Consider the following 25,823-nt stretch of genomic DNA (forward strand, 5'->3'; position numbering starts at 1 on the left):
TCTCGGCGGATACAGCAACGTGTGATGCTTAAATTTTACCTACCAGGTCCAGTGAAGGTGCCAGTGTTTCTTCACCTTCTTTCCACTTCGCCGGGCATACTTCACCTGGGTGCTCCGCTACATATTGTGCAGCTTTAATTTTGCGTACCAGGTCATCTGCGTCACGGCCAATGCCTTCTGCAGTGATTTCCATGGCCTGTACAATGCCATCCGGGTCGACAACAAATGTTGCACGGTCGGCAAGTCCCATGTTTTCACGCATGCAGTCGAAGTTGCGGGTAATTTCGCCTGTTGGGTCACCAATCATCGCAAACTTGATTTTGCCGATTGTGTCAGACGTTTCATGCCATGCTGCGTGGGTGAAGTGTGTATCAGTAGACACTGAAAATACTTCTACGCCTCGTGACTGAAGCTCTTCATACTTATCCGCAATGTCACCCAGTTCGGTAGGACATACAAACGTAAAGTCAGCAGGATAGAATACGAATACTGACCACTTACCTTTAATGTCTTCATTGCTGACTTCGATGAACTCACCATCTTTGAAAGCCGTCGCTTTGAAGGGTTTAATTGCAGTGTTAATCAATGCCATGTTAGATCTCCATTTTGAAGTTTTCAGTGAGATTGACGGTGACCGTCAAACTCCCTTGGTTACGAAGAATGTTGCCAAGCGGTTTGCATTGGGTTAATTCGCCGCCTCTTGAAACTGGAATAATAATAACGAAGCACAGGCAGGTTGGATAATTGGTATTGTTGAATCATTTAATCACAAATACCAATCAATAATAATTGATCGAGCGACAAATATGATTAAAAGCGCAACATACCCTGCCATCGCCAGCCACTTTTACATCGAACCCGCTACACTTATCAGGGAAGGTACGAAAGGCGACGGCCATTGCCCGCGCAACCTGCCTAGCGACTACGCACTTCAGGATTCGCTGAGGGATAACAGACTTATTCGCATTTTCTCTGTTGAAGAGTAAAAACCAGGAGACCGACGCCCATGACAAACCGCGCCAGCTTGCTCAAACGTGTCATCAGCAGTACTGACGGTATTCCGCCTTCGGTAAAACTCAGTAAGCATCTGAAGATGGCAGGCAGTCCCTTCGTTTTTTTTCGTGGCACCGCCCCGCTGTATTATCAGGATCTGGCTGATGGCACACTTACCGTGCCAGATGGCTTATGCCGCCTGCCCTTAACCAGTATCATGGGCGATTGTCACGCCTCAAACTTTGGTTTTCTGACAGAAGAAGGGTCGCATGGCGATACCATTATTTTTGCGCCTAATGATTTTGATGATGCCTGTGTTGGCTATGCCCAGTGGGATTTAATCCGGTTTTTGGTGTCACTGTATCTGGTGCAGGACCATTGCCAGGGGGTGCAGGAACAACGCTACCCGCTGGACAGCCCTAACCCTGCCAAACCAGCAATTACCACCACGCAGACAGATGCAGCCATGCAGGCCTTCCTGTCTGCCTACAACACGGTTTGTAATGACGTTATCAGCGACCCGGCCACGCTATACCAGGCTCTCGACAAACCGGCGACGGGTAAGCTGGCCAAGCACTATAGAAAAGCGGTAAGACGGGCTGCAGGCGGGTCTGACTTCACCACCAAAAGTGCGCTGGCTAAAGCAGTACATATGCGCGAGGACGGCCTGTCATTTCGTCATATACCGGATAAACTTGTGCCGCTGCCGGCATCACAATATAAAGCGCTGCATGGCGCGTTTTCACCCTACATGGACGATGCCGTGGTCGATATAATCGCGCGCAAGCAGGCGGGTACGGGATCAGTTAATCTTGAACGCTATTATTTTCTGGTGGGTCCGGCAAAACCGCATAATGAAGACAGCTTTGCGCACTGTCATATTGTTGAGGTCAAGCAGCAGCGTGAAGCAGCCCCCCTGGCCTGTTTCTCAGACCTGAACCCGGTTAACCGGCTGAATCCTGCGCATCTTACAGCACGCTGCCAACGCCGCATGCAACGACGGCCCGATCTGCTTCTTGACGAAGTGGAATGGCAGGAAAAACACTGGTTAATCCGCTCCCGTCACCACGCCAAAGTCGGCCTGGATCCAGAGGATGTAGGGATTGGTAATAAAGCAGTCGATGGTGGCTTTGCCGCGTTTGCGACCTGGTGTGGACAGGCACTTGCGCTTGCCCACTGCCGTGGTGACAGACGCTCTACCCGTTTCGCTTCGCACGTGGCCGAATTATTACCTGATTGCCAGAGCCCATTAATTGAGACCGCCAGCACGTATGCGCAACAGGTCATTGATGATCATCAGTGGTTTGTTGAATCTTTGCGCAGCACTAAACCAGCTTAACTGCGCGGGTATCCTCGTCGTTGCTGGCCTCAATTTCCACACCCAGCATGCGCGTATACTGGTCCCGCTTCTCCGCCTGCAGGTCGGACAGTCTCGCATGGTGCAGGGTCGTTGCGGCTTTACTGGCATTGGAGAGCTGACTGGCACTTAAGGTGTCTTTTTCAGACAATTTAACCAGCACTTTCAACAGACTGAGCGCAATTTGCTTATCATCCGGGGCCAGGGTCAATGCCTGCTGCAGGTTGTTATAAGCAGGTACTACACGGTTCTCTTTATAATTGGCCGTCGCCATGGCCTTGAGCTCTTTGGTGGTGAACTGAATCTCTGTGCGCTCAATCGACTCCTGTTTCAGGTACTCGTCCACCACCTGTGAGGAGAACGTGTCGCCGGCAACCTGTTTACACAATTCATCAAGAATGCGGATACTATGCTCACGCATGCCCAGTTCATGGAAAGCCTTCATTTTGTCAAGGTTATCTTCCATTGACAGGCCGCCGACCACCGGCCGTTTGGCTTTCATTATGGCCTCGGCCCCTTTCTTATCTTCTTTAATACACAGTAGCCGGGCCCGGATAATGTCAAACTGTTCCCTAAGCTGCTTGTCGGTTCCTTTGCGGCTTTTCAGATCTTCGATTTCATACTCGGCACGCTTGACCAGTTTGGTCACATCGGCATCAGAGGAGGCCGTGGCCATATCGACCATCGAGCGGATCACGTTTAACGACAGTTCCGGCGAATCATGAATAGAGTTTTTGGCATATCTGGCCATGTTCTGAACGGCATTGAGCTGCCCCTGTTTATCATGATTCAGACGGGCCAGATCCCATAGACGCTTATTACGCTCTATGTTTCGCGGGGCCAGCTTACTGGCCTCTTTTACCTGCTCATAGGCAAGATCAAACTGCTCTTTTTCGATGTAATACTGCGCCAGCAAATCATAGGTAAGAAAGCGGGTATCGCTGCGCTGAAGCAAATCTTCAAGCAAAGACTCTGCCTCTTCCAGTTTATCCTGACGAAGCAATGACCGCGCCAGACCAATATGCACCCAGGCATGGTCCATCGACGCCAGCAATTCACTAAAGTACTTTTGAGCAGACTCGAATTCACGCAGGTTAAGCAGACAATCGCCAATAATGCGTTTGAAGCGGCCATGAAACTCACTCAGCGATTTATCCTGCAGCTTTCTCTCCGCCTGATAAATCGCAGCCGCATAATCGCGGTTAGCCACACAATGCTCCAGCTTGTGCAGCTGATGGCGCACTTCAATCATATAGTTAAGCCGATCTTCAATGCGCTTGCGATCCAGCGGTTTCACCCAGAAATCATGCGGCTGAAGCTCGACAATACAGTTAACCAGTTCGGCAGAGGTTTCCGCACTTAAAAAAATAACGGTGGTTTGCTCGGTAATGTGATTAAGGTGTTTTAACTCTTCAAGTAAATGAAAGCCATCGCGGTCATGACTGACGTTGAAAGCGATAAGCACAAAGTCAAACGTACGCGATTCACATAACCTCACCGCATGGTAAGCATTTAATGCGGAGCTTACATGTCGAATTCCAATTTCCTGCAGAGCTGCTCCCACGATTTCATGCACGAGCGCCTGATTGTCAATAACCAGCACATTGATGTCTTCGCGTGGTGTAGGGGCGGGAATACTGTCTACCATTATTAACTACCACTTCCTTATTTGCGCTTGTTTTAGCTTACATCCTTAACCCGTTGCGTAACGTCATATAACGTTACTCAGCCAGAATAACCGTATCATGGCGACAACTTACCGGAAATAATAGCATTAGACCGGCAGCCCATGCTACTAGCGCGGCGGATCCACCCTGCCCGGCCGGGTAGTATTCAGCCTGAACCAGGTCGCCACCGATTCCCGTGTCTTGCGGGCAGGTTTAACTTCGTGGGGAAAACGCTCGCTTAAAAAAATCACAAGCGTACCTCGTCGCGGTAGTACAGCTGTGCCCTCGCAATCAGCATCGTCAGCATACAGAACCAGTTCGCCACCATCTGCCAGTTGCCAGTCTGCATTGAGGTACGTCACCATCGACAGCACTCTGTTATCCTGACCACGAAAAGCATCATAGTGGCGCTTGTAAAAAGCCCCGCTTTCAAAACGGGCGAAATGGCTTTCTACGGAAAATAATCCCATGAACAGTTGCTGATTCAGAAAGTCCTTAAGTGACTCACAAAAACCAAGCCATTGCTGACCTTCCGGCATTGAGCCGTCAATCCAGCATATTTCATCACGGCGGATCCGCTGGTCGTGCTGAAAATCCTGTTTACGTCCTATGCCGGCCTGTTCAAATGCCGAGTCCAGCATGCTGTACTGACATCGCTCAAGGCTGTTGATAAGGCTGTCAGGCAATGCATCTGGCAGGATGGCATAGCCTTTATTTACCAGATCATCGGCAATTCGCGTGAATAAAAACGTCAGTGCACCATTGTCGTCACCTGCGCCTGACTGAATAGCAGTTCCCATAAAATTAAAGCTGGAGTAAACTTTTCGGTGGCGTTTTATACCCATGATAGGGTGACAGCGCAATATAAATTCGTCGTTTTAAACCAAAGTAGCATAAATGTCCCGGCCAGAGCGTGAGATGTGAATTCTGAGGGTGTCATACGAGACGACGTGACGTTTGTATAAACTGACGTTAAATTAGATCTTCTTTAAAACAAATCAGCCGGTTAGTTCGTATTAGGATAGACTAATTCGCATCTTCCCCTATTCCAATAAACGCATTGTGAGGTAGTGTTCTTCATGAGTCAGGATCAAACAGTTGTAGAAGAAACCGAACATCACCTGGAGCTTCGTAATCTGAGACTTGATGATTACGACGACGTAAAAGGCCTGATGGATCGGGTTTATGCTAATGTCGGCGGCGCCTGGCCCTATAAAAATTTCAAGGCACAGGTGGCCACGTTTTCCGACGGTCAAATCTGTATTGAAGACAAAGGCAAGGTGGTCGCCTTTGCGATATCGGTGATCGTTGACTACGAGCAGTTTGGAGACAAGCACAGTTACGATGAAATTACCGGCGACGCTTACCTCACCACCCACGATCCGAACGGAGACGTGCTGTATGGTGTTGAGGTGATTGTCTGCCCTGATTACCGGGGGCTTCGGTTAGGCAGACGCCTCTATGAAGCACGCAAAGAGTTGTGCCGCAACCTCAATCTGAAGTCAATTATGGCTGGCGGCCGCATTCCGAATTACGGCGATTATGCCGATAAATTAACGCCCTATGAATACATTGAGCAGGTGAAATCGAAGGATATCTATGACCCTATACTGACTTTCCAGCTGTCCAACGGCTTTGAAGTAAAGCAGGTCTTACATGCCTACCTGCCGGAGGATAAGGCTTCAAAAGGCTATGCAACGTTACTGCAATGGCACAACATCTATTACGAGCCAGGCAGCCCGTCTCTGATTAGCGGCAAGAAATCCAGTGCCCGAATTGGCTGTGTACAGTGGCAAATGCGTTATTTTAACAATGTGGAAGAACTGCTTCAGCAGGCCGAATACTTCGTTGATGCGCTGTCCGATTATAACTGTGACGTAGCACTGTTCCCTGAGTTCTTTAATGCCCCGCTGATGGGCCTCAGCCCCGAAGAGTCATCCATTGACGCAATCTGGCATCTGGCATCTTATACCGATGAGATCCTGACCGCGATGTCACACCTGGCGGTGTCGTACAACATCAATATCATTGCGGGTTCGATGCCAGTGGTAGAAGACGATGAGCTTTACAATGTCAGCTATATCTGTAAACGGGATGGCACCATTGAAAGCCAGTATAAACTTCACCCAACACCGCATGAGAAAAAAGACTGGATCATGAAAGGCGGACACAGCCTGAAAGCGTTTGATACCGACTTCGGAAAAATTGGCGTACTCATTTGTTATGACGTCGAGTTTCCTGAACTTTCCCGAATCCAGGCCGATCAGGAAATGCAAATTTTGTTTGTGCCGTTCTGGACAGATACCAAGAATGGCTACCTGCGGGTGCGTCGCTGTGCCCAGGCCCGGGCCATCGAAAATGAATGCTACGTTGCAATTGCCGGCAGTGTGGGTAACCTGCCGAAGGTTGACAATGTGGATATTCAGTACGGTCAGACGGCTGTATTTTCACCGTCAGACTTTGCCTTCCCACACGACGCCATCGTCTCAGAAACCACACCAAATACTGAGATGACGTTAATCGTTGATCTGGATTTGGATAAACTTACCCGGTTACAGAATGAAGGGTCGGTAAGAAACTATCTGGACAGACGACGCGACCTGTACCGTGTGGAATGGTTAGGCAATGACTAATGGCGCCAAGTGCTGATACCGGCAATGAATGCGATGGGTAGTGTTGGTATTCGCTTTCATTTAGCGGTAACATCGCATCAGAAGGTGTGCGCGGGTCACTGACCGGCGCTGGCAAAAGGCCTGGCCACCTTCTGGTGCGCTAAGCCAGACAAAACAGATAAGAGAGAATATGGCAGACAATCAAAACTCTGATGACCTTCCCACTATTAAGCTGGATGAGGAAGATCGTCGCGCTTATCAAAAAGCCAAACAACCGGCATCGGGTAAGAAAAACAAACCTGCATCAGACGACAATACAAAAACGTCATCAGGCGGCAAAGGTGCCTGGCTGTTTATCATTGCACTGCTGGCCGTTGCTGCATGCGGCGGATGCTACTACCTGTATACCCTGCTGCAACAACAGCAGGCCAGTGCTCAGCAGGCCGAGAAACGTATTGCACAGCTCGAGCGACGGTTATCCGCAACCGGTGAAGAAATTGGTGAGTCGACCGTCGCCCTGCAGGTCAAAGTTAACGATCTGGGCGCTAAAACAGAGGAACTGTGGGAGCAGATGGACAAGCTCTGGGCATCGGCCTGGCGACGTAACCAAAAAGAAATTGCCGACCTGGGTGACCGGGTAACCAGTGTTCAAAACAGCCTTAAAGGCAATATCAGTGAGGTATCACAGGATGTGTCAGCGCAGGCCAAGCAGCTTTCATCAGTTAAAAATCAGTTGGCCACTACCGCCGATGATTTACTTGGGCTAAATGTTCAGCTGGAACAGGCTCAGGCTGACAAACAAAGCAACGCGCGGACAGTGAAAAACCTTAATGATAAGATTTCAGTGCTGGAGCAGCGCAATAATGCACTATCCGGCCGTATCAGCAAGCTGGAACGTGAATTGCGGGAAATGGCTACCAAGGTCGTCAGTGGTTCTTCCTCGCCGGCAAATTCTTCGAGTCCGGCCCCCGACGCTGGTCAGGGCACCGGGCAGTAATATCTGTCAGAGGCACCGTGCAACGTCACCGTGCCTCTATTGAATGTCCTGTAGCGTTCAGAAAACCAGGCTTACCGCCAGTGCCAGTACAAAGGCGGTAGATCCAAGCAGGGTTTCCATTACGGTCCAGGTTTTTAACGTGGTTTTCTCATCCATTTCCAGTAACCGTGAAACCAGCCAGAAACCCGAATCATTAAAATGTGATAATACCGTCGCCCCACCGGCAATCGCAATTACGATACAGCAGATGTCCACTGGCGATAGTCCGGAGACAGATGAAACGACCGGCGCCATTAATGCTGCCGTAGTCGTTAGCGCTACCGTGGCCGAGCCCTGCGCTATCCGTAAGCAAACTGACATCACAAACGCAGCAACAATAACGGGGAGTCCGGTATCCATCAGCATTTGAGCGAATGCATCGCCAATCCCCGCAGCGCGTAATACGCCGCCAAACATGCCGCCGGCCCCGGTTACCAGGATCACCGCACAAAGAGGGCCCAGTGCGTCGTTACACAGTGTTTCGTAATCCTTACGGGAAAACTGGCTGCGCAGCAGAACAAACGCCAGCAGTAATGTCAGTAGCAGCGCTACAGGTGTTTTCCCTATTATCCTGACCATGGCCCAGGTGTCCGACTCGCTGCCAAGCAGACCCGCTACCTGCAGGGTATTCACTACCGTATCAAAGCAAATCAGCCCAAAGGGTAAAACCAACACCGCCAGCACCGTGCTAAAGGCGGGCGTTGCATGGTCTTCGTCGTCACTACGCTTATCGTCGGTAAACCATGCAGGCAATGATAAAAACCACTGTTTCCCGGCATACATACCATACAGATAACTGCCAATAAACCAGGTGGGCAGCGCTATCGCGCCGCCGATGAGCAACAGTAAACCAATGTCGGCACCCAGCAAATCTGCCGCGGCAACCGGACCTGGATGTGGCGGCACAAACGCGTGCATAACGGCGAACGCGCCGGCAGCAGGCAGAACTGTCAGCAGCGTTGACTGTTTCAGACGCCGCGCGACGCTTAGCAAGATAGGCATCATGACAATCAGTCCGGCATCAAAGAATATCGGAAACCCAAATAAGAGTGACGTTATACCCAGTGCCAGTGGCGCACGTCGTAAACCACAAAAGGCAATCATACGCTGCGCCAGCACATCGGCACCGCCACTGACCTCCAGTATTTTTCCAAGCATACCGCCAAGGCCAACCAGTAAGGCCACCGCGGCCAATGTGCTGCCAAACCCTTCAAGCATAACGTCCAGTACATTAGCTGGTGCGATTCCTGTCAGCAGTGCGGTAACGAGGCTGACGATGATAAGTGCAATTAACGCATGAATACGGACTGCGATGATGAGCACCATCAGCAACATGATCATGGCAAAGCCCGTCGACAAAAGCATTATCGGATCGGATTGCGTAGCAATTGTGTTCATATGATGTCGTTTTTAAACTGTTTATGTATCTGGCTATGCGTCAACGCAGAGCAGGTGTTTGACCGTTAGTCGCGATAGACGAGCCCTTAAGTACGCATTCGTTGCGTTAGCATTCCTGACTATGGCGGCGGATTGCCCGCGCAATCTGCCTTGCGACTACGCGCGTCATGGCTCAATGCGTGATGATAGACTTCTGCGCATCTTCACTATAATGTTATGCGTAACATTCAAAAGAACATCTTTTTACTGATAAGGCAAGTGACAACGTTCTATGGCACAGGAGAAAAAAGCAGCTCAGGCGAGGTGTATTATTGTCATGGGCGTAAGTGGCTCGGGTAAAAGTACTGTCGCACAACATCTGGCTGACAGCCTTGATGCACACTTTATTGATGGCGATGATCTGCACCCGGCTGACAATATAAGAAAAATGGCGGCGGGTGAGGCACTGACCGATCAGGACCGGGTACCCTGGCTGGCACGAATCCAGCAACACATTGGCCAGTCTCTGGCTTGCCAGCAATCCATTGTGGTCGTCTGTTCAGCGCTTAAAAAACAGTACAGGGATACCTTTCGCCAGCATACTGCAGCGCTTACCTTCGTTTTTCTGGACGGGAGTTTTGATGTGATTGCACAGCGAATGAGGGCCCGAGAAAATCATTTTATGAAAGTCGACATGCTGAACAGTCAGTTCGCTACCCTTGAGCGCCCAGATGCGTTCGAACAGGATGTTATTGCAATAGATGTACGCGAGCCCGTCAAGGTCATCGTGAAGCAGCTAGAAAGCCGTCTGGCTTTTTCGGCTGTCTGAGCTGCACTGACAACAAGCCTCCACTGAAAAAGAAAACCAGTATTAACAATGTTGTCGGTGACCGGCCTTTCTCCCGGTGGCGTTTACTGTTTAAACAAATTTCCGGCTCGCCGGCGCAACGCGCTATGACATACGAAACTATCAAAGCCCCCTTATTATTGGTCATTTAATCTATTTACTGTAAAACGCTATCCCTTGTATTACTCGTAAAATAGCTGGGGAAATCCGGGATTGGCAACGGGGCATTTGCAGGGCGTGTCACTACTGCCGGTTTAATTCAGCCCCGCGCATAGGCATTACATCTATATCGTCAAACACAGCTTCTATACGTAGTGCGTCATAGGTGGCTTTATCCCTGCCATCCAAACCAATCAGCAGCACGCTGGCATCACGTAGCCTGCGTCTGATTGCCTGTGCGGACAGACTGGGCGCACTGTCAGGGTAGCTAAGCACTCCGTCGCGGGTGAGGATCTGCAGGGTCAGCTTTCTTTCCTTCACCTGCACCTCGGCTTGTCGTATCTTGGTTAATAATTCAGACGCCTGCGACTGCGTGTCTGCCCGCACCAGCAACACACGGTACTGCCACTGATACTGACTCAGTGCCGCGTGAGCCTGCAAGCCCGGCACGCTGAACAGGATAAATAAACCTATAAATACGATACGCTTCATAGGGGCTTTATACGTTTACACGCCATACTGGATTGACCGGAGCTTAGATTTCGAACCATGGAACTACGACACTTAGTTATTTTTACCCTGCTATGCACGTCGATGTGCTGGCATGCACTGGCAAAAACCAGCGCAGACAGCTCAATCAGTGCGCCTCATATTCAGGTATCGCTGGTCAGCGAGGATTCCGCTCTGGTACCGGGAACCACACAGCTCGTGGGCGTGCGCATCGAGCCAGACCCTCACTGGCATACGTACTGGCAAAACCCGGGAGACAGTGGCGAGGCACCGAAAATCACATGGCAACAAACTGACGGAATGTCTTTTGGTGAGATCCAGTGGCCATTACCCCAGGCTATCCGTGTCGCTCATCTGGTCAATTACGGATACGCCGATGCACACTTGCTGATGGTGCCGGTCACAGTTGATAAGCAAATTCAGCCAGGTGGCGAGAGAACACTGACCGCAGACCTGTCCTACCTGGTGTGCAAGGAAAACTGCATTCCCGGCTGGGCAACACTGTCACTGACGTTGCCTGTTGCGTCTGACAGCGCGCCGTCAGCATCCGCCCAACTATTTACCAAGGCGCGGGAAGCGCTGCCTGCTGCAGACACCCTGCCAGCAGCATTTGAAGTAACAGACAGTCACATTGCCGTAAGCGTGAATGGTCTAAGCTCTGAAGACTGGACCCTGTTTCCTCTGCGATCGGACGTGGCCAGTCACAGCAGTAATCAGCAAATTCTGTATGAAAATGGTCAGCTACACGCGCTCATTCAGCAGTCGGACTATTTTACCGGTGCGCAAGATACGCTTGAGTTTCTTATCAGTGATGGAACGCAAGGCTATTACCTGAAGGCTCGGCCTGCTGCACCAATTGACAGCGTGACTGGCAGTGAAACGCTGGGTGTCTCCGACCTGGCTATTTATGCCGGTATGGCCCTGCTCGGCGGGCTGATCTTAAATATTATGCCCTGCGTGCTTCCTATACTTAGCATCAAAGCATTATCGCTGCAGCAGCACGCTAAGCCAGGTCATCACTGGGCCTATTTACTGGGAATTCTGGTCTGCTTTAACGCTTTTACGGTGACCATAATAAGCCTTCAGGTGTCAGGGCAGCAACTGGGCTGGGGCTTTCATTTACAGTCGCCGCTGGTCATTGCCGCGCTGGCGTTCTTATTTACTTTTATCGGGCTCAGCCTGCTTGATGTCGTGGCGGTGGGGCCGGGGCTTTCTGGTATGGGGCAAAGCCTGGTGAGCGGCAATAACCATCGCAGTCATTTCTTTACCGGCGTACTGGCCGTGATTGTTGCGAGCCCCTGCACGGCACCGTTTATGGCAGCGGCACTTGGCGTGGCACTGGTGCAGCCCCCGGTCATTGCACTTTTCATTTTTAATGCGCTGGCGGTTGGTTTCGCCTTACCTATGATGCTGCTGTTTATTTTTCCGTCGCTGCGTAAAAAACTACCCGCCCCAGGCCCCTGGATGAACGTATTTAAACAGGCCCTGGCCTTTCCGATGTTTGCCACCGCAGCCTGGCTGTGCTGGGTATATGCTGGCCAGGCGGGTACATCAGCGCAGTTTGTGCTTTTGTGTGCACTGCTCGGCTTTGCATTTTTACTGTGGCTGAAAGCAACGCTGCCTGACAAATTAACGGTAACCGTGCTCAGTGTGTCCGGCTGTCTGGCTATTTTCAGCCTAATCACTGTACTGTCATTACAGCCGCCCACAAAAGTAGATAAAGAGTCTGCAAGCAGCACGCCATACACTGCACAAACCCTGGCGTCACTGCGGGCAAAAGACCAGGTCGTACTGGTGAATATGACGGCCGACTGGTGCATTACCTGCAAGGTCAATGAGCAGGTCGCACTGAGTACCCGCAAAGTACAGGACGTGCTCGCCAGCGACAATATCCATTACCTGGTTGGCGACTGGACCAATAAAAACGATGAGATTTATACCTATCTCAAACAGTATGAACGCGCAGGCGTGCCGTTGTATGTGGTCTATGGCCCGGACAACTTCGTAAAAGTGTTACCCCAGGTATTAACCCCAGACATTGTCGTAACAGCAATTAATCAGGCTTTACAGGAGCAAAACCATGCATCGTAAACTCTTATCAGGACTCGCTGTGGCAGGTATTTTATCCACCCAGGCGGTGGCGGGCAGTGTAAATGAGCCGGCCCCCGCGTTCAGTTTGCAAAACTCCTACGGTGAGACAGTCTCGTTGTCGGAATTTGAAGGTAAGCACGTGATACTTGAATGGACGAATCACGAGTGCCCGTATGTTAAAAAGCATTATGGCGCAGACAATATGCAGGCGCTACAGCGCACCTACACCGACGAGGATGTGGTGTGGCTGACCATCATCTCATCGGCGCCCGGCAAACAGGGTCATGTCAGCGCTCAAACCGCAAATGAACTTACCGACTCGCGGGAGGCGGCGCCCACCCATGTGTTGTTTGATCCTGATGGCGACGTGGGCAGGATGTACAAAGCGAAAACCACGCCGCACATGTACATTGTCGATCCCAAGGGCACTCTGCAGTATGCCGGCGCCATCGACAGCATTAAGTCAGCAAACCCGGCGGATATTCCCAACGCCGTCAATTACGTAACCTCAGGCATGGACGCGCTGGCAGCAGGCAGCGATCCGAACCCTGAGCTGACCGCACCTTATGGCTGTTCGATAAAGTATAAAAGCTAACGACGCAGAGTTGGGCAGACGCACCTTTTCGTCGTCCCTGCCCTATCTTCGCGAAAGTCTGCAATTTACCTAAGACTTCTCTGACGTAATAAGCTTCAGCGCCGCTCGTCTTTACAGGATTCCATCACGACGAAGTATTTGTTTACAACTCATCAAGCTCTTCGAAATGTTCTTGCTCAGATGCTCAGACAATTGAAGCTAATGAAGATGTTGCGAATGTCTCAAACGGTGCTGGTGGTTCCGGTGGAGGCGAAGGTGTCAATGATGGGGATAGCGGCTCAACCTACATGCCCGGATCCGGCGGAGGTGGTAGCGGAACTGAGTGGTGCATAGTGGACGACAAAGGTACGATTCAGTCTAGTTGGATGGAGTGAATAAGAGGTATATTTTCATGAAAAAAGCCGTTGGTGTTACATTGATAATAGTAATGATTGCGTTGTTACTTTGGCCTGACCAGAAAAGTACTCAAAGTTATCTCATAAATTTTATTGAGCACGAAAATCACTTCTATGATTTACAAAACATTGCTTGTGAAAAGTATCTGAAAAAAAAGGGGTATTATAAGGAGGTGCCCGAAAACGTTCAGGATCCAAGCCTGCGAGGGGGTCTTGAAAAGATTGGCGCAAGGAATATTTTTGTCAAGCAAGTTGATCAAGGCTGCACTATTGAGTTGAAGATGGCGGGTACTGGATTTGCAGGGTCTGGGTATTCTTATCAATATAGATTTAACCCAGAGTCACGCAGCAATGGTATCTCCTCTGTTAATGCAGAAAGTTTCACCTCTGATGACTTTACATATGACATTAAGTTAAGTGGCAACTGGTATTTCACTTTCAAAAAAACGTAGAGTAACTTTTACGTAGTGCCTTTTCACTTTACTAGTCCTGAAATACGTTGACACTTACTTTCACTTAAAACGCTCGGTGAACTTCATCGGGCGTTTTGTATTTTAGTACTAAGTGAGGTCGCCTGCCTGTAAGTCATTTCGCCTTTTTCTACCTGCTCAACAACAGCCAGTTTGAAGGCGAGAGAATAATCCCGCTGAGTTCGCTTACTAATTGGTTCCATAACACTCACCTAATTAAATCGGAAAAGTGTAAACGCTGTTTACGGGCATAAAAAAAGCGCCCGATGGGCGCTTTTTTCGAAACCTGTATTGCTTAGCGACGGATACCAAGACGCTTGATAAGGTCAAGATAACGCTGAGCATTTTTGCCTTTCAGGTAGTCCAGCAGCTTACGACGCTGACTAACCATGCGCAGCAGACCACGACGAGAGTGGTGATCTTTCTTGTGATCAGAGAAGTGAGACTGCAGCTTGTTGATGTTAAACGTCAACAGGGCAATCTGTACTTCCGGTGAACCTGAATCACCTTCTTTTACGCCGAACTCAGAAATGACGTTCGCGGTTTCTTCTTTCGTTAGTGACATACTAATCTCCTTAAATAATTAGTCGCGCCGATCACTAATTCAGCCCGACTGGAAAGAGCGCGTATTATAACGACGCCACAGCATTTGACAAGGACAAACTTGGCCGCGGCTTGTTTAATAGACGACTCGCCGCTTTGGATTCAGAAATGGCCCGCGATCATGCCGCTCTGCCGGCTGATCTTTGGGTGTCTCGACAGCTTCCCCTACTCCCAAAAATACGGTTGAATCAGCATCAATTGTGTATACCCGGTAAGGGGCGCCGCATTTCAGTGTATTACCGTCGTCATCCAGCGTTTCCACGCTTTGACCGTTGTCGAAGCGTTGCCGCTGCGCGTCGTTTATGGTTACCCGTGGCAACCGGGTAACCGCGGTGTCCATGGGCAGTAACAGTTCGTCAAGGGCAGCGAAATCACCGTCCTCTGCCTGTTCCGACAGCGCAATAAGGCTATCAATGCTCACCATTTTGTCTGCCGGATAATCAGCCACCTGGGTACGGTGCAGTTTAGACACAAACGCGCCACAACCAAGTTGCTGACCGATATCATCCACCAGTGAACGTATATAGGTGCCCTTGCTGCAGTGCACACGCATGTCGACTTCCGGCAAGGCAATACGCGTAATTTCCAGCGCAAAAATGGTGATATCGCGTGCTTCACGCTCAACCTCAATCCCCTGACGTGCATAGAAATACAGCGGTTTTCCCTGATGTTTTAAGGCAGAAAACATTGACGGGACTTGCTTGCTGTCACCAATATAACTTTCACAGGCCTGCTTAACCTGTTCATCAGTCACGTCGACCTTTTCTTCAGCCACCACTTCACCGTCTGCATCAGAGGTAGTGGTTCTTACTCCCAGCGTTGCAGTGACGTCATAACTTTTGTCAGCATCCAGCAAAAACTGCGAGAACTTGGTGGCTTCACCCAGACATAAAGGCAACATGCCACTGGCCAGCGGATCCAATGCACCGGTGTGCCCGGCTTTTTGCGCCTTATATAACCAGCGCACCTTCTGCAGTAACTGATTGGATGAACCACCTAACGGTTTATCCAGCAACACAATGCCGTTAATTGCACGGCCTTTACGACGTCTCGCCATTTACTCCTGCTCGTCCGTATCGGTGTCGCCTCGTCGCTTTTCATCACGGGCAACGGTTTCTGAGACCAGGTTTGAAATGCGCATACCTTCTGAGATAGACGCGTCCTGAAAGAAGTGCAGGTGCGGCACCGCGCGCATACGAATGCGCTTAGCCAGCAGTCCGCGAATAAAGCCGTTATATTCTTCCAGCTTCTCGACTTCCTGTTTACCGATATCGTCATCTTCACCGTAAATGGTGACAAAGATTTTGGCATGGGCCAGATCCCGTGACACATCGACATCGGATACCGTAATAAGCGGAAGGCTTCCAACCCGGTGTTTGTATTCATTTTGCAGAATGCTCGCGACTTCTTTGTGAATTTGCTGAGCCACTCTGTCTGTACGTGAGAATTCACGTGCCATATTGTGCTCCTTACTGCCTGCTTCCTGTATACACAATGAAGCAGTGTCAGACAGACAAAAACGGGGGCGCGTGCCCCCGTTTGAAAATGTTTATATCGCCTTTTACGGCTGGTAAACGTTATGGTTCGAGCTGACGCTTAACCTCAACCACGTCAAAGACCTCGATCTGATCGCCGACCTTAACGTCATTATAGTTCTTAACGCCGATACCGCACTCCATGCCTTTCTTGACATCCTGTACGTCGTCTTTGTAACGGCGCAGTGATTCCAGCTCACCTTCGTAGATAACCACGTTATCACGCAGAACACGGATTGGCTTGCTGCGCTTAATGACACCTTCGGTGACCATACAGCCTGCAATCGCGCCCAGCTTCGGCGACTTAAAGACGTCACGGACTTCAGCCAGACCAATGATTTCCTGTTTAAATTCAGGTTCAAGCATACCACTCATGGCGGCACGTACTTCATCAATCAGGTTGTAGATAACGCTGTAATAACGCAGATCCACTTCTTCGGCTTCCAGTACGCGACGCGCTGACGCATCGGCACGGACGTTAAAGCCCAGCACGATAGCGCCGGATGCCGCTGCCAGTGTTGCGTCGGTTTCGGTAATTCCACCAACACCACTACCAATGATGTTAATTTTCACCTCATCGGTCGACAGCTTAGACAGTGATTCCGCAATCGCTTCCACAGAACCCTGAACGTCGGCTTTCAGAACAATGTTCAGTTCACTGACGTCACCGGCAGTCATGTCAGCAAACATGTTCTCCAGTTTCGCCTTCTGCTGACGGGCCAGTTTCAGTTCACGTTTTTTCTGATGACGCTTAGCAGCAACTTCACGGGCTTTACGCTCGTCTTTTACAACCGCAGCGTCTTCACCGGCAACCGGCACACCAGACAGGCCTAACACCTCGACCGGGGTTGACGGGCCAGCGGTTTTAATTTCCTTACCGGTTTCATCACGCATGGCACGGACACGGCCGTACTCTTCGCCACACAGCAGAATATCACCACTGTTAAGCTGCCCTTCCTGGACCAGTACCGAAGCAACCGGGCCACGGCCTTTGTCCAGACGTGACTCAATCACGATACCGCGCGCAGGACCTTCAGAAATCGCTTTTAAGTCAAGAACTTCAGCTTGCAGGTTGATAGCTTCCAGCAATTCATCAATGCCCATACCGGTTTTTGCCGAGACATTCACAAACTGGTGCTCACCGCCCCACTCTTCAGAGATAACTTCCATTTGCGATAATTCAGTTTTAACGCGTTCCGGATCAGCCGACTCTTTATCCATTTTGTTGACCGCAACAATCAGCGGTACACCGGCAGCACGGCTGTGCTGAATCGCTTCTTTGGTTTGCGGCATCACACCGTCATCGGCAGCCACTACCAGTACCACGATATCAGTGGCGTTAGCACCACGGGCCCGCATAGCGGTAAAGGCCGCGTGTCCCGGTGTATCTAAGAAGGTAACTTCTTCACCGCTTTCGGTAGACACCTTGTAGGCACCGATATGCTGGGTTATCCCACCTGCTTCACCGTCGGCAACTTTGGCCCGGCGAATATGATCCAGTAGCGATGTTTTACCATGGTCAACGTGACCCATGATGGTCACGACCGGTGCGCGGTCGGCTTTCTCACCGCTGGTGTTCTCAGCCAGCAGTTCGTCTTCCAGCGCGTTGTCGTTAACCAGTTCGTATTTGTGGCCCATTTCTTCTACCACGAGTACCGCGGTGTCCTGGTCCAGAACCTGGTTGATTGTCGCCATCTCACCCATTTTCATCATGGTTTTGATAACGGCGTTTGATTTTACTGCCATACGACTGGCAAGTTCACCAACCGTAATGGTTGCGCCAATTCTTACGACGCGCTCAACTGGCTGCGCCGGTTTCTTAAAGCTTTGCTTCAAATGTTCTCCCGCATTTTTCTTGGACTTCTTGCGCCGTCTTGAAGAGCGTTCGACCTGCATGTCTTCTTCATCTTCAGCTTCCTGCGCATAGCGATTTGAATGCAGGTGGACCTCTTCGGCCTCGGCCTTTTTGCGGCGCTCCTCTTCTTCTTTCCAGCGACGCTCATTTTCTTCTGCCAGTTTACGTGCTTCGTCCGCCGCTTTTTTGGCTTCCTCTTCCAGTTTCTTGTGCGCTTCCTGTTCCTGCGCCTTACGCAGTTTTTCCTCTTCCTGACGTGCCTTTTCCTGTTCCGCCCGCTCTTCTTCGGTCAGTTCAGGTTCATCAGCTTTTCGCGCCTCAGCTTCTTTTTTAGCCTGTTCAGCACGCTTCGCACGTTCTTCTTCAGCCGCTTTTCTGGCTTCCTCGGCTTTTCTGGCTTTTTCCTCGGCCGCACGTTTCGCTTCCTGTGCCGCCTTTTCTTCGGCTTCGCGCTTAGCCTGCGCCTCTTCTTCCAGACGCTTGGCTTCTTCCTCGGCGGCTTTCTGCTCTTCTATATCCGTACGTTTAACGTAGGTACGCTTCTTACGTACTTCAACCTTAACCGACTTAGACTTACCGACATTTAATGTGCTGGTTGTCTTGCGTTTCAGTGTCATACGCTTTGGCTCACCAGAGCCTGTGCTGCCATGCTGCTTACTTAAGTGATCCAGCAGTTGTTTTTTCTCGTCTTCACTGACGTTATCACTGGCCTGCTTGGTAATACCGGCATCTTTAAACTGGCCCAACAGCCGGTCAACGGTCGTTCCAATGTCACTGGCGAGCTTTTCAATCGATACTTCTGCCATTACGTGTATATCCCCCTGTTGACCTTATTCTTCGTTAAACCAGACAATGTTTCGGGCCGCCATGATCAGCGCGCCTGCTTTCTCTTCATCCAGTTCATCAATGTCACTAATATCATCGGTGCCCTGCTCTGCCAGCTCTTCCAGGTCTTTAATTCCCCGGCTTGCCAGCACGTAGGCAACGTGCTTGCTCATACCGTCAAGGTTGAGCAAGGCTTCTGAAGGCTCAGCGCCCTCCAGGCTCTCTTCTGTCGCCAGTGCGCGTGTGGTCAGGAAGTCACGGGCGCGGGTGCGCAGCTCTTCCACCATATCTTCGTCCAGGCCGTCAATCGCCAGCAGTTCGTTCACCGGCACATACGCCACTTCTTCCAGCGTTGAGAACCCTTCGTCGGCCAGCACTTCGGCAAATTCCTGATCGATGTCCAGGCCTTCCATAAACAGGCTAAGCACTTTAGACGTTTCTTCTTCATGCTTGGCGTTCAGATCATCGATGGTCATCACGTTCAGTTCCCAGCCGGTAAGCTGACTGGCAAGACGAACGTTCTGGCCATTACGGCCAATGGCCTGCGCCAGATTATCGGCTTCAACGGCGACATCCATCATGTGGCTGTCTTCGTCAACCACAATAGAGGCCACTTCAGCGGGTGCCATAGCGTTAATTACAAACTGCGCCGGGTTTTCATCCCACAACACAATATCTACACGCTCACCGCCCAGTTCACCGGATACCGCCTGTACCCGTGAGCCTCGCATGCCTACGCAGGCACCCACAGGATCGAGACGTTTATCGTTGGTTTTCACGGCAATTTTAGCCCGTGAGCCCGGGTCACGTGCCGCCGACTTAATTTCCAGTGTTTCCTCAGCAATTTCCGGCACTTCCAGGCGGAACAGTTCGACCAACATGTCCGGATGTGTACGGCTGACAAATAGCTGTGCACCCCGCGCTTCAGGACGAATTACATACAGCAGGCCGCGTACCCGGTCACCAGGACGGAACGTCTCGCGGGGTAACATATCATCACGATATATCACACCTTCAGCATTGTTCCCCAAATCGACAATAACGTTATCGCGGTTAACCTTTTTAACTGTTCCGGTCACCAGATCGCCAACGCGGTCTTCATACTCGGCAACCATTTGCGCACGTTCTGCTTCACGCACTTTCTGAACGATAACCTGCTTGGCCGTTTGCGTTGTGATGCGGTCAAAAGCGATCGACTCGATCTGCTCTTCTACATAATCACCGGCTTCAATTTCTGGCTCTTCAACCTGCGCTGCGGACAATGTCAGCTCAGCGTACGGGTTTTCCTGCTCTTGATCATCCGGGATGACCAGCCAGCGACGGAACGTATCAAAATCGCCCGTTGTTCTGTCGATGCTGACACGCACTTCGATGTCACCGACATTTTTCTTTTTGGTGGCACTGGCAATAGCGTATTCCAGCGCTTCAAAAATCTTCTCACGGGGCACTTGTTTTTCATTTGAAACGGCTTCCGCCACTAACAAAATTTCTTTATTCATCTCTGCCTCACTCAAGCTTTCAACGTTGAAAGCGTTGCTGTTCCATCAGTCAAATGTGGGAACAACGTTAGCTTTTTCGATATTCGCCACAGCTAACTGGAACTGCTGGCCATCCACTTCTACGCTGACGACGCCATCGTCGCACGCCAGCAAGGTTCCTTTATAATTACGCCGGTTATCCATTGGCATCGCCAGACGTATCTGTACCTCTTCGCCCACGGCTTTTTGGAAATGCGCTTCCTTAAAGAGTGGTCGGTCCATGCCCGGTGAGGACACTTCGAGGTTGTATTCAGTGCTTATCGGATCTTCTACGTCCAGAATCGCGCTGACCTGATGACTGACGTCGGCGCAGTCGTCCACGGAAATGCCATTTTCGTGATCAATGAACACCCGCAATATAGAATGTTTGCCCGCGCGAACATATTCTATGCCGACCAGCTCAAACCCCAGCGCTTCTACGCCCGGCTCAAGCATCTCGGTCAGTTTTTCTTCAAGTCTTGCCAATCCAAACCTCCAGAAACGAAAAAAGGGCCTCAAAGCCCAACAAAATGCCCTGATACAGACTGTGGCACAGCCATGCACAAGGACAACAAAAAGCCCCGTACTAGCGGGGCTTTTTGTAATAATCAGAACTCATCGTTGTCTCGCTTCGACAACGTGCAAACTACTGAGTAAAAAACCACCGGCTGGTGAGAGTCTGCAACCTGCAACGCGTTACTTTCCATTTCTTTAAGAGGGAGCCCGCATTGCGATATCGCGCATTATACTGTCTGCATGAACAATACGCAACTTACCCACGCAGGGAATTTTTCAGGACACTGTCCGCTCTCATGTTCCTTTGGTTACGATTAAGGCTCTTCCTGCCAGCGTTGCTTAATTGCAAGGATCTCTGCCAGATTTTCTTCCAGCAAGGTGATCAGCTTAGGTTCGAAGTGTTTGCCCTGCTGGTCTTTCATAAAGGCAATGGTCTCTTCCACAGACCAGGCTTCCTTATAGGGGCGCTTACTGGTTAACGCATCGAACACATCGGCCACGGCGACAATGCGGCCTTCAATGGGGATATCTTCGCCTGCCAGACCGTTTGGATAACCCGAGCCGTCCCATTTTTCATGGTGCGTCAGCGCCACAGACTTGGCGATTACCAATAGATCAGAGTCACACTCGCCAATAATTTCTGCACCGATATCCGGATGCGTTTTCATGATGGCAAATTCTTCTTCGGTCAGCTTTGCCGGCTTCAGCATGATGCTGTCCGGGATCCCGATTTTGCCAATATCATGCATGGGTGCGGCATGTAACAGAATGTCTGCCTGCTCTTCGCTAAAGCCATAAGCCAGCGCCAGAACTCTGGAATAATGGCTCATACGCAGCACATGCATACCGGTTTCGTTATCTTTATATTCAGCCGCACGACCCAGTCGCTGGACCACCTGCAGGCGGGTGCGTTTAAGCTCTTCCGACTGAACCAGAGACAAATGTGTTTTTACCCGCGCTTTTACGACTGCCGGTGAGATTGGCTTGGTAATATAATCCACGCCGCCAGCATTAAAGCCTTCAGCTTCCTCATGCTCATCGGTCAATGCGGTGATAAAAATTACCGGAATATGCCGGGTGGAGTCGGCTGACTTTAGTTTGCGACACGTTTCAAAACCTGTCATGCCGGGCATCATCACATCCAGTAATATCAAATCCGGGCTTTGTTCGTTGGCAAGGCGAATAGCCTCTTCGCCATTTTTTGCAAAAACCAGTTCGTAGTCACTCACCAGCAACTGACGTAATACCCGCAGATTCACCGGTTCGTCATCAACCAGTAACAGCGTTGGCGAGGAAAGTGTTCGTAACATATCTAATCCTGACTCGTAGCTAATTCATTCAGCAACGCTTCCAGCTTCGCAGTGGCTCGTTCAAATTCAAAGTCATCAATGTCCATGATGATAGCGGACACTTGCTGGCTGTATGCACCTGCCTGAACATCCGCCAGTGTCGCAATAATGTCGTCATCCAGGCGGTTGTCTCTTACACTTTTCTGCAGGGCAAGCAGCATCGCTGTCAGCTGCTTCCTGTCAGTCTGCTGCTCTGTCTTTGCGTTATCCTGATCGTCTGCTTCTATGTATTCTTTGATGTGAGTGATGGCGTGACTGATTTCATCCAGCCGGGATGACACGACTTCGCCGTTGTCGGCTTCTGACTCAATACGCCGCAGTACACGCATCAGCGCAGGCAGACAAAGATTTCCCGACACGCCTTTAAGACCATGGCTGAGTACACGAATTGTTTCAGTATCACTGTTGGCAAACGCGGCCTTTAGCTCATTCAGCTTCCCGGTCTGTTGAATAAAGCGCGCCACCTCCTGCTGGTACATCTGCTTACTGCCCCATAACAGCGCCCCTTTCTCTTCATCAATATGCTGACAAGCCCCCGTCTCACCACTCACATCGGCTTCCTGCTGTGCCAGCATGGACACATCCAGCTCTAACACCCGTGCGATTTCCCGGGTCAACAGGGCAAAGTCGACCGGTTTGTTGGCAAAGCCTTCCATGCCTGCATCTTCTGCCGCCTGCCGATCCTGCATCAGAACGCTTGCCGTCAGCGCAATAATTGGCAACGCAGGCAGATTGTGCTGAGCTTCATACTCGCGACGATGACGGGCGGCTTCCAGACCATCCATCGTCGGCATTTGCAGATCCATTAAAACAAGCTCTGCATCTGACTGACGCATCTCTTTCAGCGCTTCAACGCCGTCGCTGGCCGTGATCACAGTGTGTCCGTGTCGCGTTAACAGAATTTTCAGCAACTGCACATTTTGCTCAATATCATCGACAACCAGAATCGTCATGGGCGGCAGGCTGACAATCGTCGTTTGTTCTTCTTCCTGCGGTGCTTCGGTCACTTTCAGCGGTAGCCGGAAACTAAAGGTGCTGCCTTCTCCAATTTCACTACTGCAATAGATTTCGCCCCCCATCAGCTCCACCAGTTGCTTGGAAATGGTCGTTCCCAGGCCAGTGCCGCCAAATTTTCGGCTCATGGATGCGTCAGCCTGCGAGAACGCATCAAATACTTTCGCGCTTTGTTCTGACGTCATACCAATCCCGGTATCATTTACGTCAAACACCACATCGTTGCCATCGGGGTAGACATGCACGAATACCTTTCCTTCCGAGGTAAATTTCACCGCATTGCCAATTAAGTTATTGAGTACCTGGCGGATTCGCTCAGGCACGCCTCGGTAAGCCTGCGCTAACGACGCGTCCAGCGCCATTTCCAGATCGATGCCTTTGCGTTTTGCTTCCAGCCAGAACGTAGAAATCACCATATCGACTTCGTTACTTAGTACAAAATCGCGGTACTCCAGATCCAGCTTGCCTTTTTCAAGCTTGGCACTGTCAAGAATATCGTTAAGCAGATGCAACAGAGAACGGGCAGACCGGTTTATGGTATTGAGGTGTTCCTTCGTCTGAGGTGGTTGTGCTTCGGCCAGCAGCAGGTCACTAAAACCAATAATTGCATTCATCGGCGTTCTGATTTCATGGCTCATGTTTGCCAGGAAGGTAGAGCGTGCTGCCGCGGCATTTTCTGCCCGATCTTTCGCCTCTTTCAGCTCTTCTTCCATATCGCGGCGTTCACTGATATCCATCATAAACCCGTCCAGCCACTGAATGTCACCTTGCTCGTCTTTGGCGTAGGTCCCGTATTCGCGGATCCAGCGAACATTTTTCTGCCGGTCAATAATGCGGTATTCCAGAGTAAATGAATTACCGCTCTTGGCCCTTGCAGCCTGCTCAATTAAAGCAACATCTTCGGGGTGAAACAGATCCTCAAAACTGACGGTCGGATCAGGCAAACAGAAGTCACTGGCGGGATAGCCGGTAATGGCCTCCGTCGCGTCACTGATAAAAACCATGGGCCAGCCTTCCTCGTTCAGGCAACGATAGGCGATGCCAGGGATATTGCTGATAAAGGCGCGAAATTTCGCTTCACTCTCACGTATCGCTCTTTCCATTTCAATACGCTGACGAATATCGGCGATAAACACGACAAATAACGGCTCTTTGCCTGCAGCAGAGTATCCAACCCCCACCCGCACCGGGATATGGACGCCAGCTTTATTAATAACTTCTACGTCGCGGCTGGTCCCCACAACTTCCTTGAAGGCAGAATCAGAAGAACGCGAGAAAAAGGCCTTGCTGTAAATGTGATGCCGCTCTTCAGGAATGATGCTCAGCACACTCATCCCAATAAGCTCTTGTGAGGTGTATCCCAGTATACTGGCAACGGCAGGGTTGGCAGACACAATTTTTGCCCGGTTATTCACTGTAATAACGCCATCCACGGCAGTATCCATGATTGCCCGCTGGGTTTGTTCACTTTCCATAGCCCGTTGCGTCATATCTTTGTACTTGAACAGTAACGTCACGCCAAGCACCATCGCGATAATAATAACGGTAAATGCGGCCACGCCGATGGCCAGATAGGCTGAGATCTCTGCCGGTTGTGCGGAAAGTTCCAGCCCGGGGGGTTTAACAAATCGCGCAGCAGCCATACCGGTGTAATGCATCCCGGCAATGGCCAGCCCCATAACAATACTGGCGACAAGGTTAATCTGACGGGCGCTGGCACGCCCCAGGCTGGCCAGCCCAAACTTGATCCATAACGCAATCATCGCCAGCACCACGGCCACCACGATCGACAGCAAAAATAACGGAATGCTGTAACGTAACAGCGGCGCCATTTCCATAGCGGCCATGCCGGTATAGTGCATTGTGCCTATGCCTGCGCCCACCAGAATACCGCTAAAAAAAATGTCCAGGCCTGATGGTCTGGCTTTCGTTAGTTGGTAAAGTGCAACCCAGGCAGCGGCAATACCCGGTAGGGCAGACAGTGCAGTGATGCCAAAATCGTAGGTGACCGGCGTACACAGCGCGAATGCCAGCATGCCGAGAAAATGCATCGACCAAATGCCGCCACCTAAGGCCAGACCGCCAGCCGTTAACAACGTGCGCTTTCGAACCAGACTGGGCGTTGTTGACGCGAGACTGGCAACATTAAAGCCCATAAACGAGGCAAATATCGCAATAATTAATGATAAGGAAACAAGGAAGGGATCAAAATTACCTGTCATTAAAACAGCGGTGTCAGGGATATTAAAATAGTCTGATAGCATAGTTAGATATTGTAATTACTAAAAACGACGACCAAGGCCCCTGCTACTATCCATTCGCTGAATAACAAGATCCTGTAAAGCAGTTAACACCAGGTACAGTCACTCTGTAAGCGCTCTTTTTAAAGCGACTGACCTGCATTGGAATTCCACTTTGACCTAAAAGGCAGATAACTTCAAATACAATACTATAAAGAGCAGAATTTTCACGGTGGCGGCCATGATGATAATTTAACCAC

General features: G+C 50.5%; 22 protein-coding genes. 8 read left to right on the plus strand and 14 right to left on the minus strand.

The window, feature by feature from the left end; all coding sequences use genetic code 11:
* Positions 1-28: 28 nt before the first annotated feature.
* On the minus strand, positions 29-586 hold the full coding sequence (gene ahpC, locus IE054_RS12320) for an alkyl hydroperoxide reductase subunit C (RefSeq protein ID WP_444541877.1): 558 nt from the start codon (positions 584-586) through the stop codon (positions 29-31).
* A gap of 220 nt (positions 587-806) precedes the next feature.
* Between ahpC and IE054_RS12325 the strand changes: the two genes are divergently transcribed.
* Together IE054_RS12325 and IE054_RS12330 are read left to right on the plus strand one after the other, a co-directional pair.
* The gene (locus tag IE054_RS12325) at positions 807-986 is read left to right on the plus strand and encodes a hypothetical protein (protein WP_189406772.1); all 180 of its coding nucleotides are present in this window, start codon (positions 807-809) and stop codon (positions 984-986) included.
* A gap of 20 nt (positions 987-1,006) precedes the next feature.
* Complete coding sequence (locus IE054_RS12330) at positions 1,007-2,332, plus strand: DUF2252 family protein (protein ID WP_229805124.1); 1,326 nt, start codon at positions 1,007-1,009, stop codon at positions 2,330-2,332.
* Here IE054_RS12330 and IE054_RS12335 read toward each other — a convergent pair.
* Complete coding sequence (locus tag IE054_RS12335) at positions 2,319-3,998, minus strand: response regulator (protein WP_189406773.1); 1,680 nt, start codon at positions 3,996-3,998, stop codon at positions 2,319-2,321. The genes IE054_RS12330 and IE054_RS12335 overlap by 14 nt on opposite strands.
* A 147-nt stretch (positions 3,999-4,145) precedes the next feature.
* On the minus strand, positions 4,146-4,817 hold the full coding sequence (locus IE054_RS12340) for a 2OG-Fe(II) oxygenase (RefSeq protein ID WP_189406776.1): 672 nt from the start codon (positions 4,815-4,817) through the stop codon (positions 4,146-4,148).
* A 279-nt stretch (positions 4,818-5,096) separates the two neighbouring features.
* Here IE054_RS12340 and IE054_RS12345 point away from each other — a divergent pair, with 279 nt between their 5' ends.
* Together IE054_RS12345 and IE054_RS12350 are read left to right on the plus strand one after the other, a co-directional pair.
* Positions 5,097-6,650 (plus strand): carbon-nitrogen hydrolase family protein, encoded by a 1,554-nt coding sequence (locus IE054_RS12345; RefSeq protein WP_189406777.1) that lies wholly within the window; start codon positions 5,097-5,099, stop codon positions 6,648-6,650.
* Positions 6,651-6,819: 169 nt separating this feature from the next.
* Complete coding sequence (locus IE054_RS12350; protein ID WP_189406778.1) at positions 6,820-7,626, plus strand: coiled-coil domain-containing protein; 807 nt, start codon at positions 6,820-6,822, stop codon at positions 7,624-7,626.
* Between the two features lie 57 nt (positions 7,627-7,683).
* Here the strand turns inward: IE054_RS12350 and IE054_RS12355 are convergent, their stop codons facing one another.
* Complete coding sequence (locus IE054_RS12355) at positions 7,684-9,063, minus strand: GntP family permease (protein WP_189406779.1); 1,380 nt, start codon at positions 9,061-9,063, stop codon at positions 7,684-7,686.
* A 271-nt stretch (positions 9,064-9,334) separates the two neighbouring features.
* On the opposite strand from IE054_RS12355, the gene IE054_RS12360 reads away from it, so the two are divergent.
* Entirely contained in the window at positions 9,335-9,871 is a 537-nt protein-coding gene (locus IE054_RS12360) for a gluconokinase (protein WP_189406780.1), read from the plus strand.
* Between the two features lie 261 nt (positions 9,872-10,132).
* On the opposite strand, the gene IE054_RS12365 is transcribed toward IE054_RS12360, so the two are convergent.
* The gene (locus IE054_RS12365; RefSeq protein WP_189406781.1) at positions 10,133-10,540 is read right to left on the minus strand and encodes a DUF4174 domain-containing protein; all 408 of its coding nucleotides are present in this window, start codon (positions 10,538-10,540) and stop codon (positions 10,133-10,135) included.
* A 57-nt stretch (positions 10,541-10,597) separates the two neighbouring features.
* Between IE054_RS12365 and IE054_RS12370 the strand changes: the two genes are divergently transcribed.
* From IE054_RS12370 to IE054_RS12380, 3 genes are all read left to right on the plus strand, one after another.
* Positions 10,598-12,649: a protein-disulfide reductase DsbD family protein gene (locus tag IE054_RS12370; protein WP_189406783.1), complete on the plus strand. Its 2,052-nt coding sequence runs from the start codon at positions 10,598-10,600 to the stop codon at positions 12,647-12,649.
* A complete protein-coding gene (locus tag IE054_RS12375; protein ID WP_189406785.1) occupies positions 12,639-13,244 on the plus strand; it encodes a redoxin domain-containing protein in 606 nt (201 codons plus the stop codon). Before IE054_RS12370 ends, IE054_RS12375 begins: the two co-directional genes overlap by 11 nt.
* Positions 13,245-13,635: 391 nt before the next feature.
* Positions 13,636-14,091: a hypothetical protein gene (locus IE054_RS12380; RefSeq protein ID WP_189406787.1), complete on the plus strand. Its 456-nt coding sequence runs from the start codon at positions 13,636-13,638 to the stop codon at positions 14,089-14,091.
* 83 nt (positions 14,092-14,174) lie between these two features.
* Here the strand turns inward: IE054_RS12380 and IE054_RS12385 are convergent, their stop codons facing one another.
* From IE054_RS12385 to IE054_RS12425, 9 genes are all read right to left on the minus strand, one after another.
* Positions 14,175-14,312, minus strand: coding sequence for a hypothetical protein (locus IE054_RS12385; protein WP_189407039.1), 138 nt, complete (start codon positions 14,310-14,312; stop codon positions 14,175-14,177).
* Between the two features lie 92 nt (positions 14,313-14,404).
* Complete coding sequence (gene rpsO, locus IE054_RS12390; protein ID WP_189406789.1) at positions 14,405-14,674, minus strand: 30S ribosomal protein S15; 270 nt, start codon at positions 14,672-14,674, stop codon at positions 14,405-14,407.
* Positions 14,675-14,788: 114 nt separating this feature from the next.
* Complete coding sequence (gene truB / locus IE054_RS12395; protein ID WP_189406792.1) at positions 14,789-15,769, minus strand: tRNA pseudouridine(55) synthase TruB; 981 nt, start codon at positions 15,767-15,769, stop codon at positions 14,789-14,791.
* Entirely contained in the window at positions 15,770-16,171 is a 402-nt protein-coding gene (gene rbfA, locus IE054_RS12400) for a 30S ribosome-binding factor RbfA (RefSeq protein WP_189406794.1), read from the minus strand.
* A 118-nt stretch (positions 16,172-16,289) separates the two neighbouring features.
* Positions 16,290-18,908, minus strand: a complete 2,619-nt coding sequence (infB, locus tag IE054_RS12405) for a translation initiation factor IF-2 (RefSeq protein WP_189406796.1) — start codon at positions 18,906-18,908, stop codon at positions 16,290-16,292.
* A gap of 24 nt (positions 18,909-18,932) precedes the next feature.
* Complete coding sequence (gene nusA / locus IE054_RS12410; RefSeq protein ID WP_189406799.1) at positions 18,933-20,426, minus strand: transcription termination factor NusA; 1,494 nt, start codon at positions 20,424-20,426, stop codon at positions 18,933-18,935.
* 45 nt (positions 20,427-20,471) lie between these two features.
* Complete coding sequence (gene rimP / locus IE054_RS12415) at positions 20,472-20,930, minus strand: ribosome maturation factor RimP (RefSeq protein ID WP_189406802.1); 459 nt, start codon at positions 20,928-20,930, stop codon at positions 20,472-20,474.
* 344 nt (positions 20,931-21,274) lie between these two features.
* On the minus strand, positions 21,275-22,270 hold the full coding sequence (locus tag IE054_RS12420; RefSeq protein ID WP_189406804.1) for a response regulator: 996 nt from the start codon (positions 22,268-22,270) through the stop codon (positions 21,275-21,277).
* A gap of 2 nt (positions 22,271-22,272) precedes the next feature.
* Positions 22,273-25,545 carry an MHYT domain-containing protein gene (locus IE054_RS12425; protein ID WP_229805125.1) on the minus strand — a complete coding sequence of 1,091 codons (3,273 nt, stop codon included), beginning with the start codon at positions 25,543-25,545 and terminating at the stop codon, positions 22,273-22,275.
* Positions 25,546-25,823: the final 278 nt, after the last annotated feature.

Source organism: Alteromonas halophila, assembly GCF_014651815.1.
Taxonomy (GTDB): Bacteria; Pseudomonadota; Gammaproteobacteria; order Enterobacterales; family Alteromonadaceae; genus Alteromonas; species Alteromonas halophila.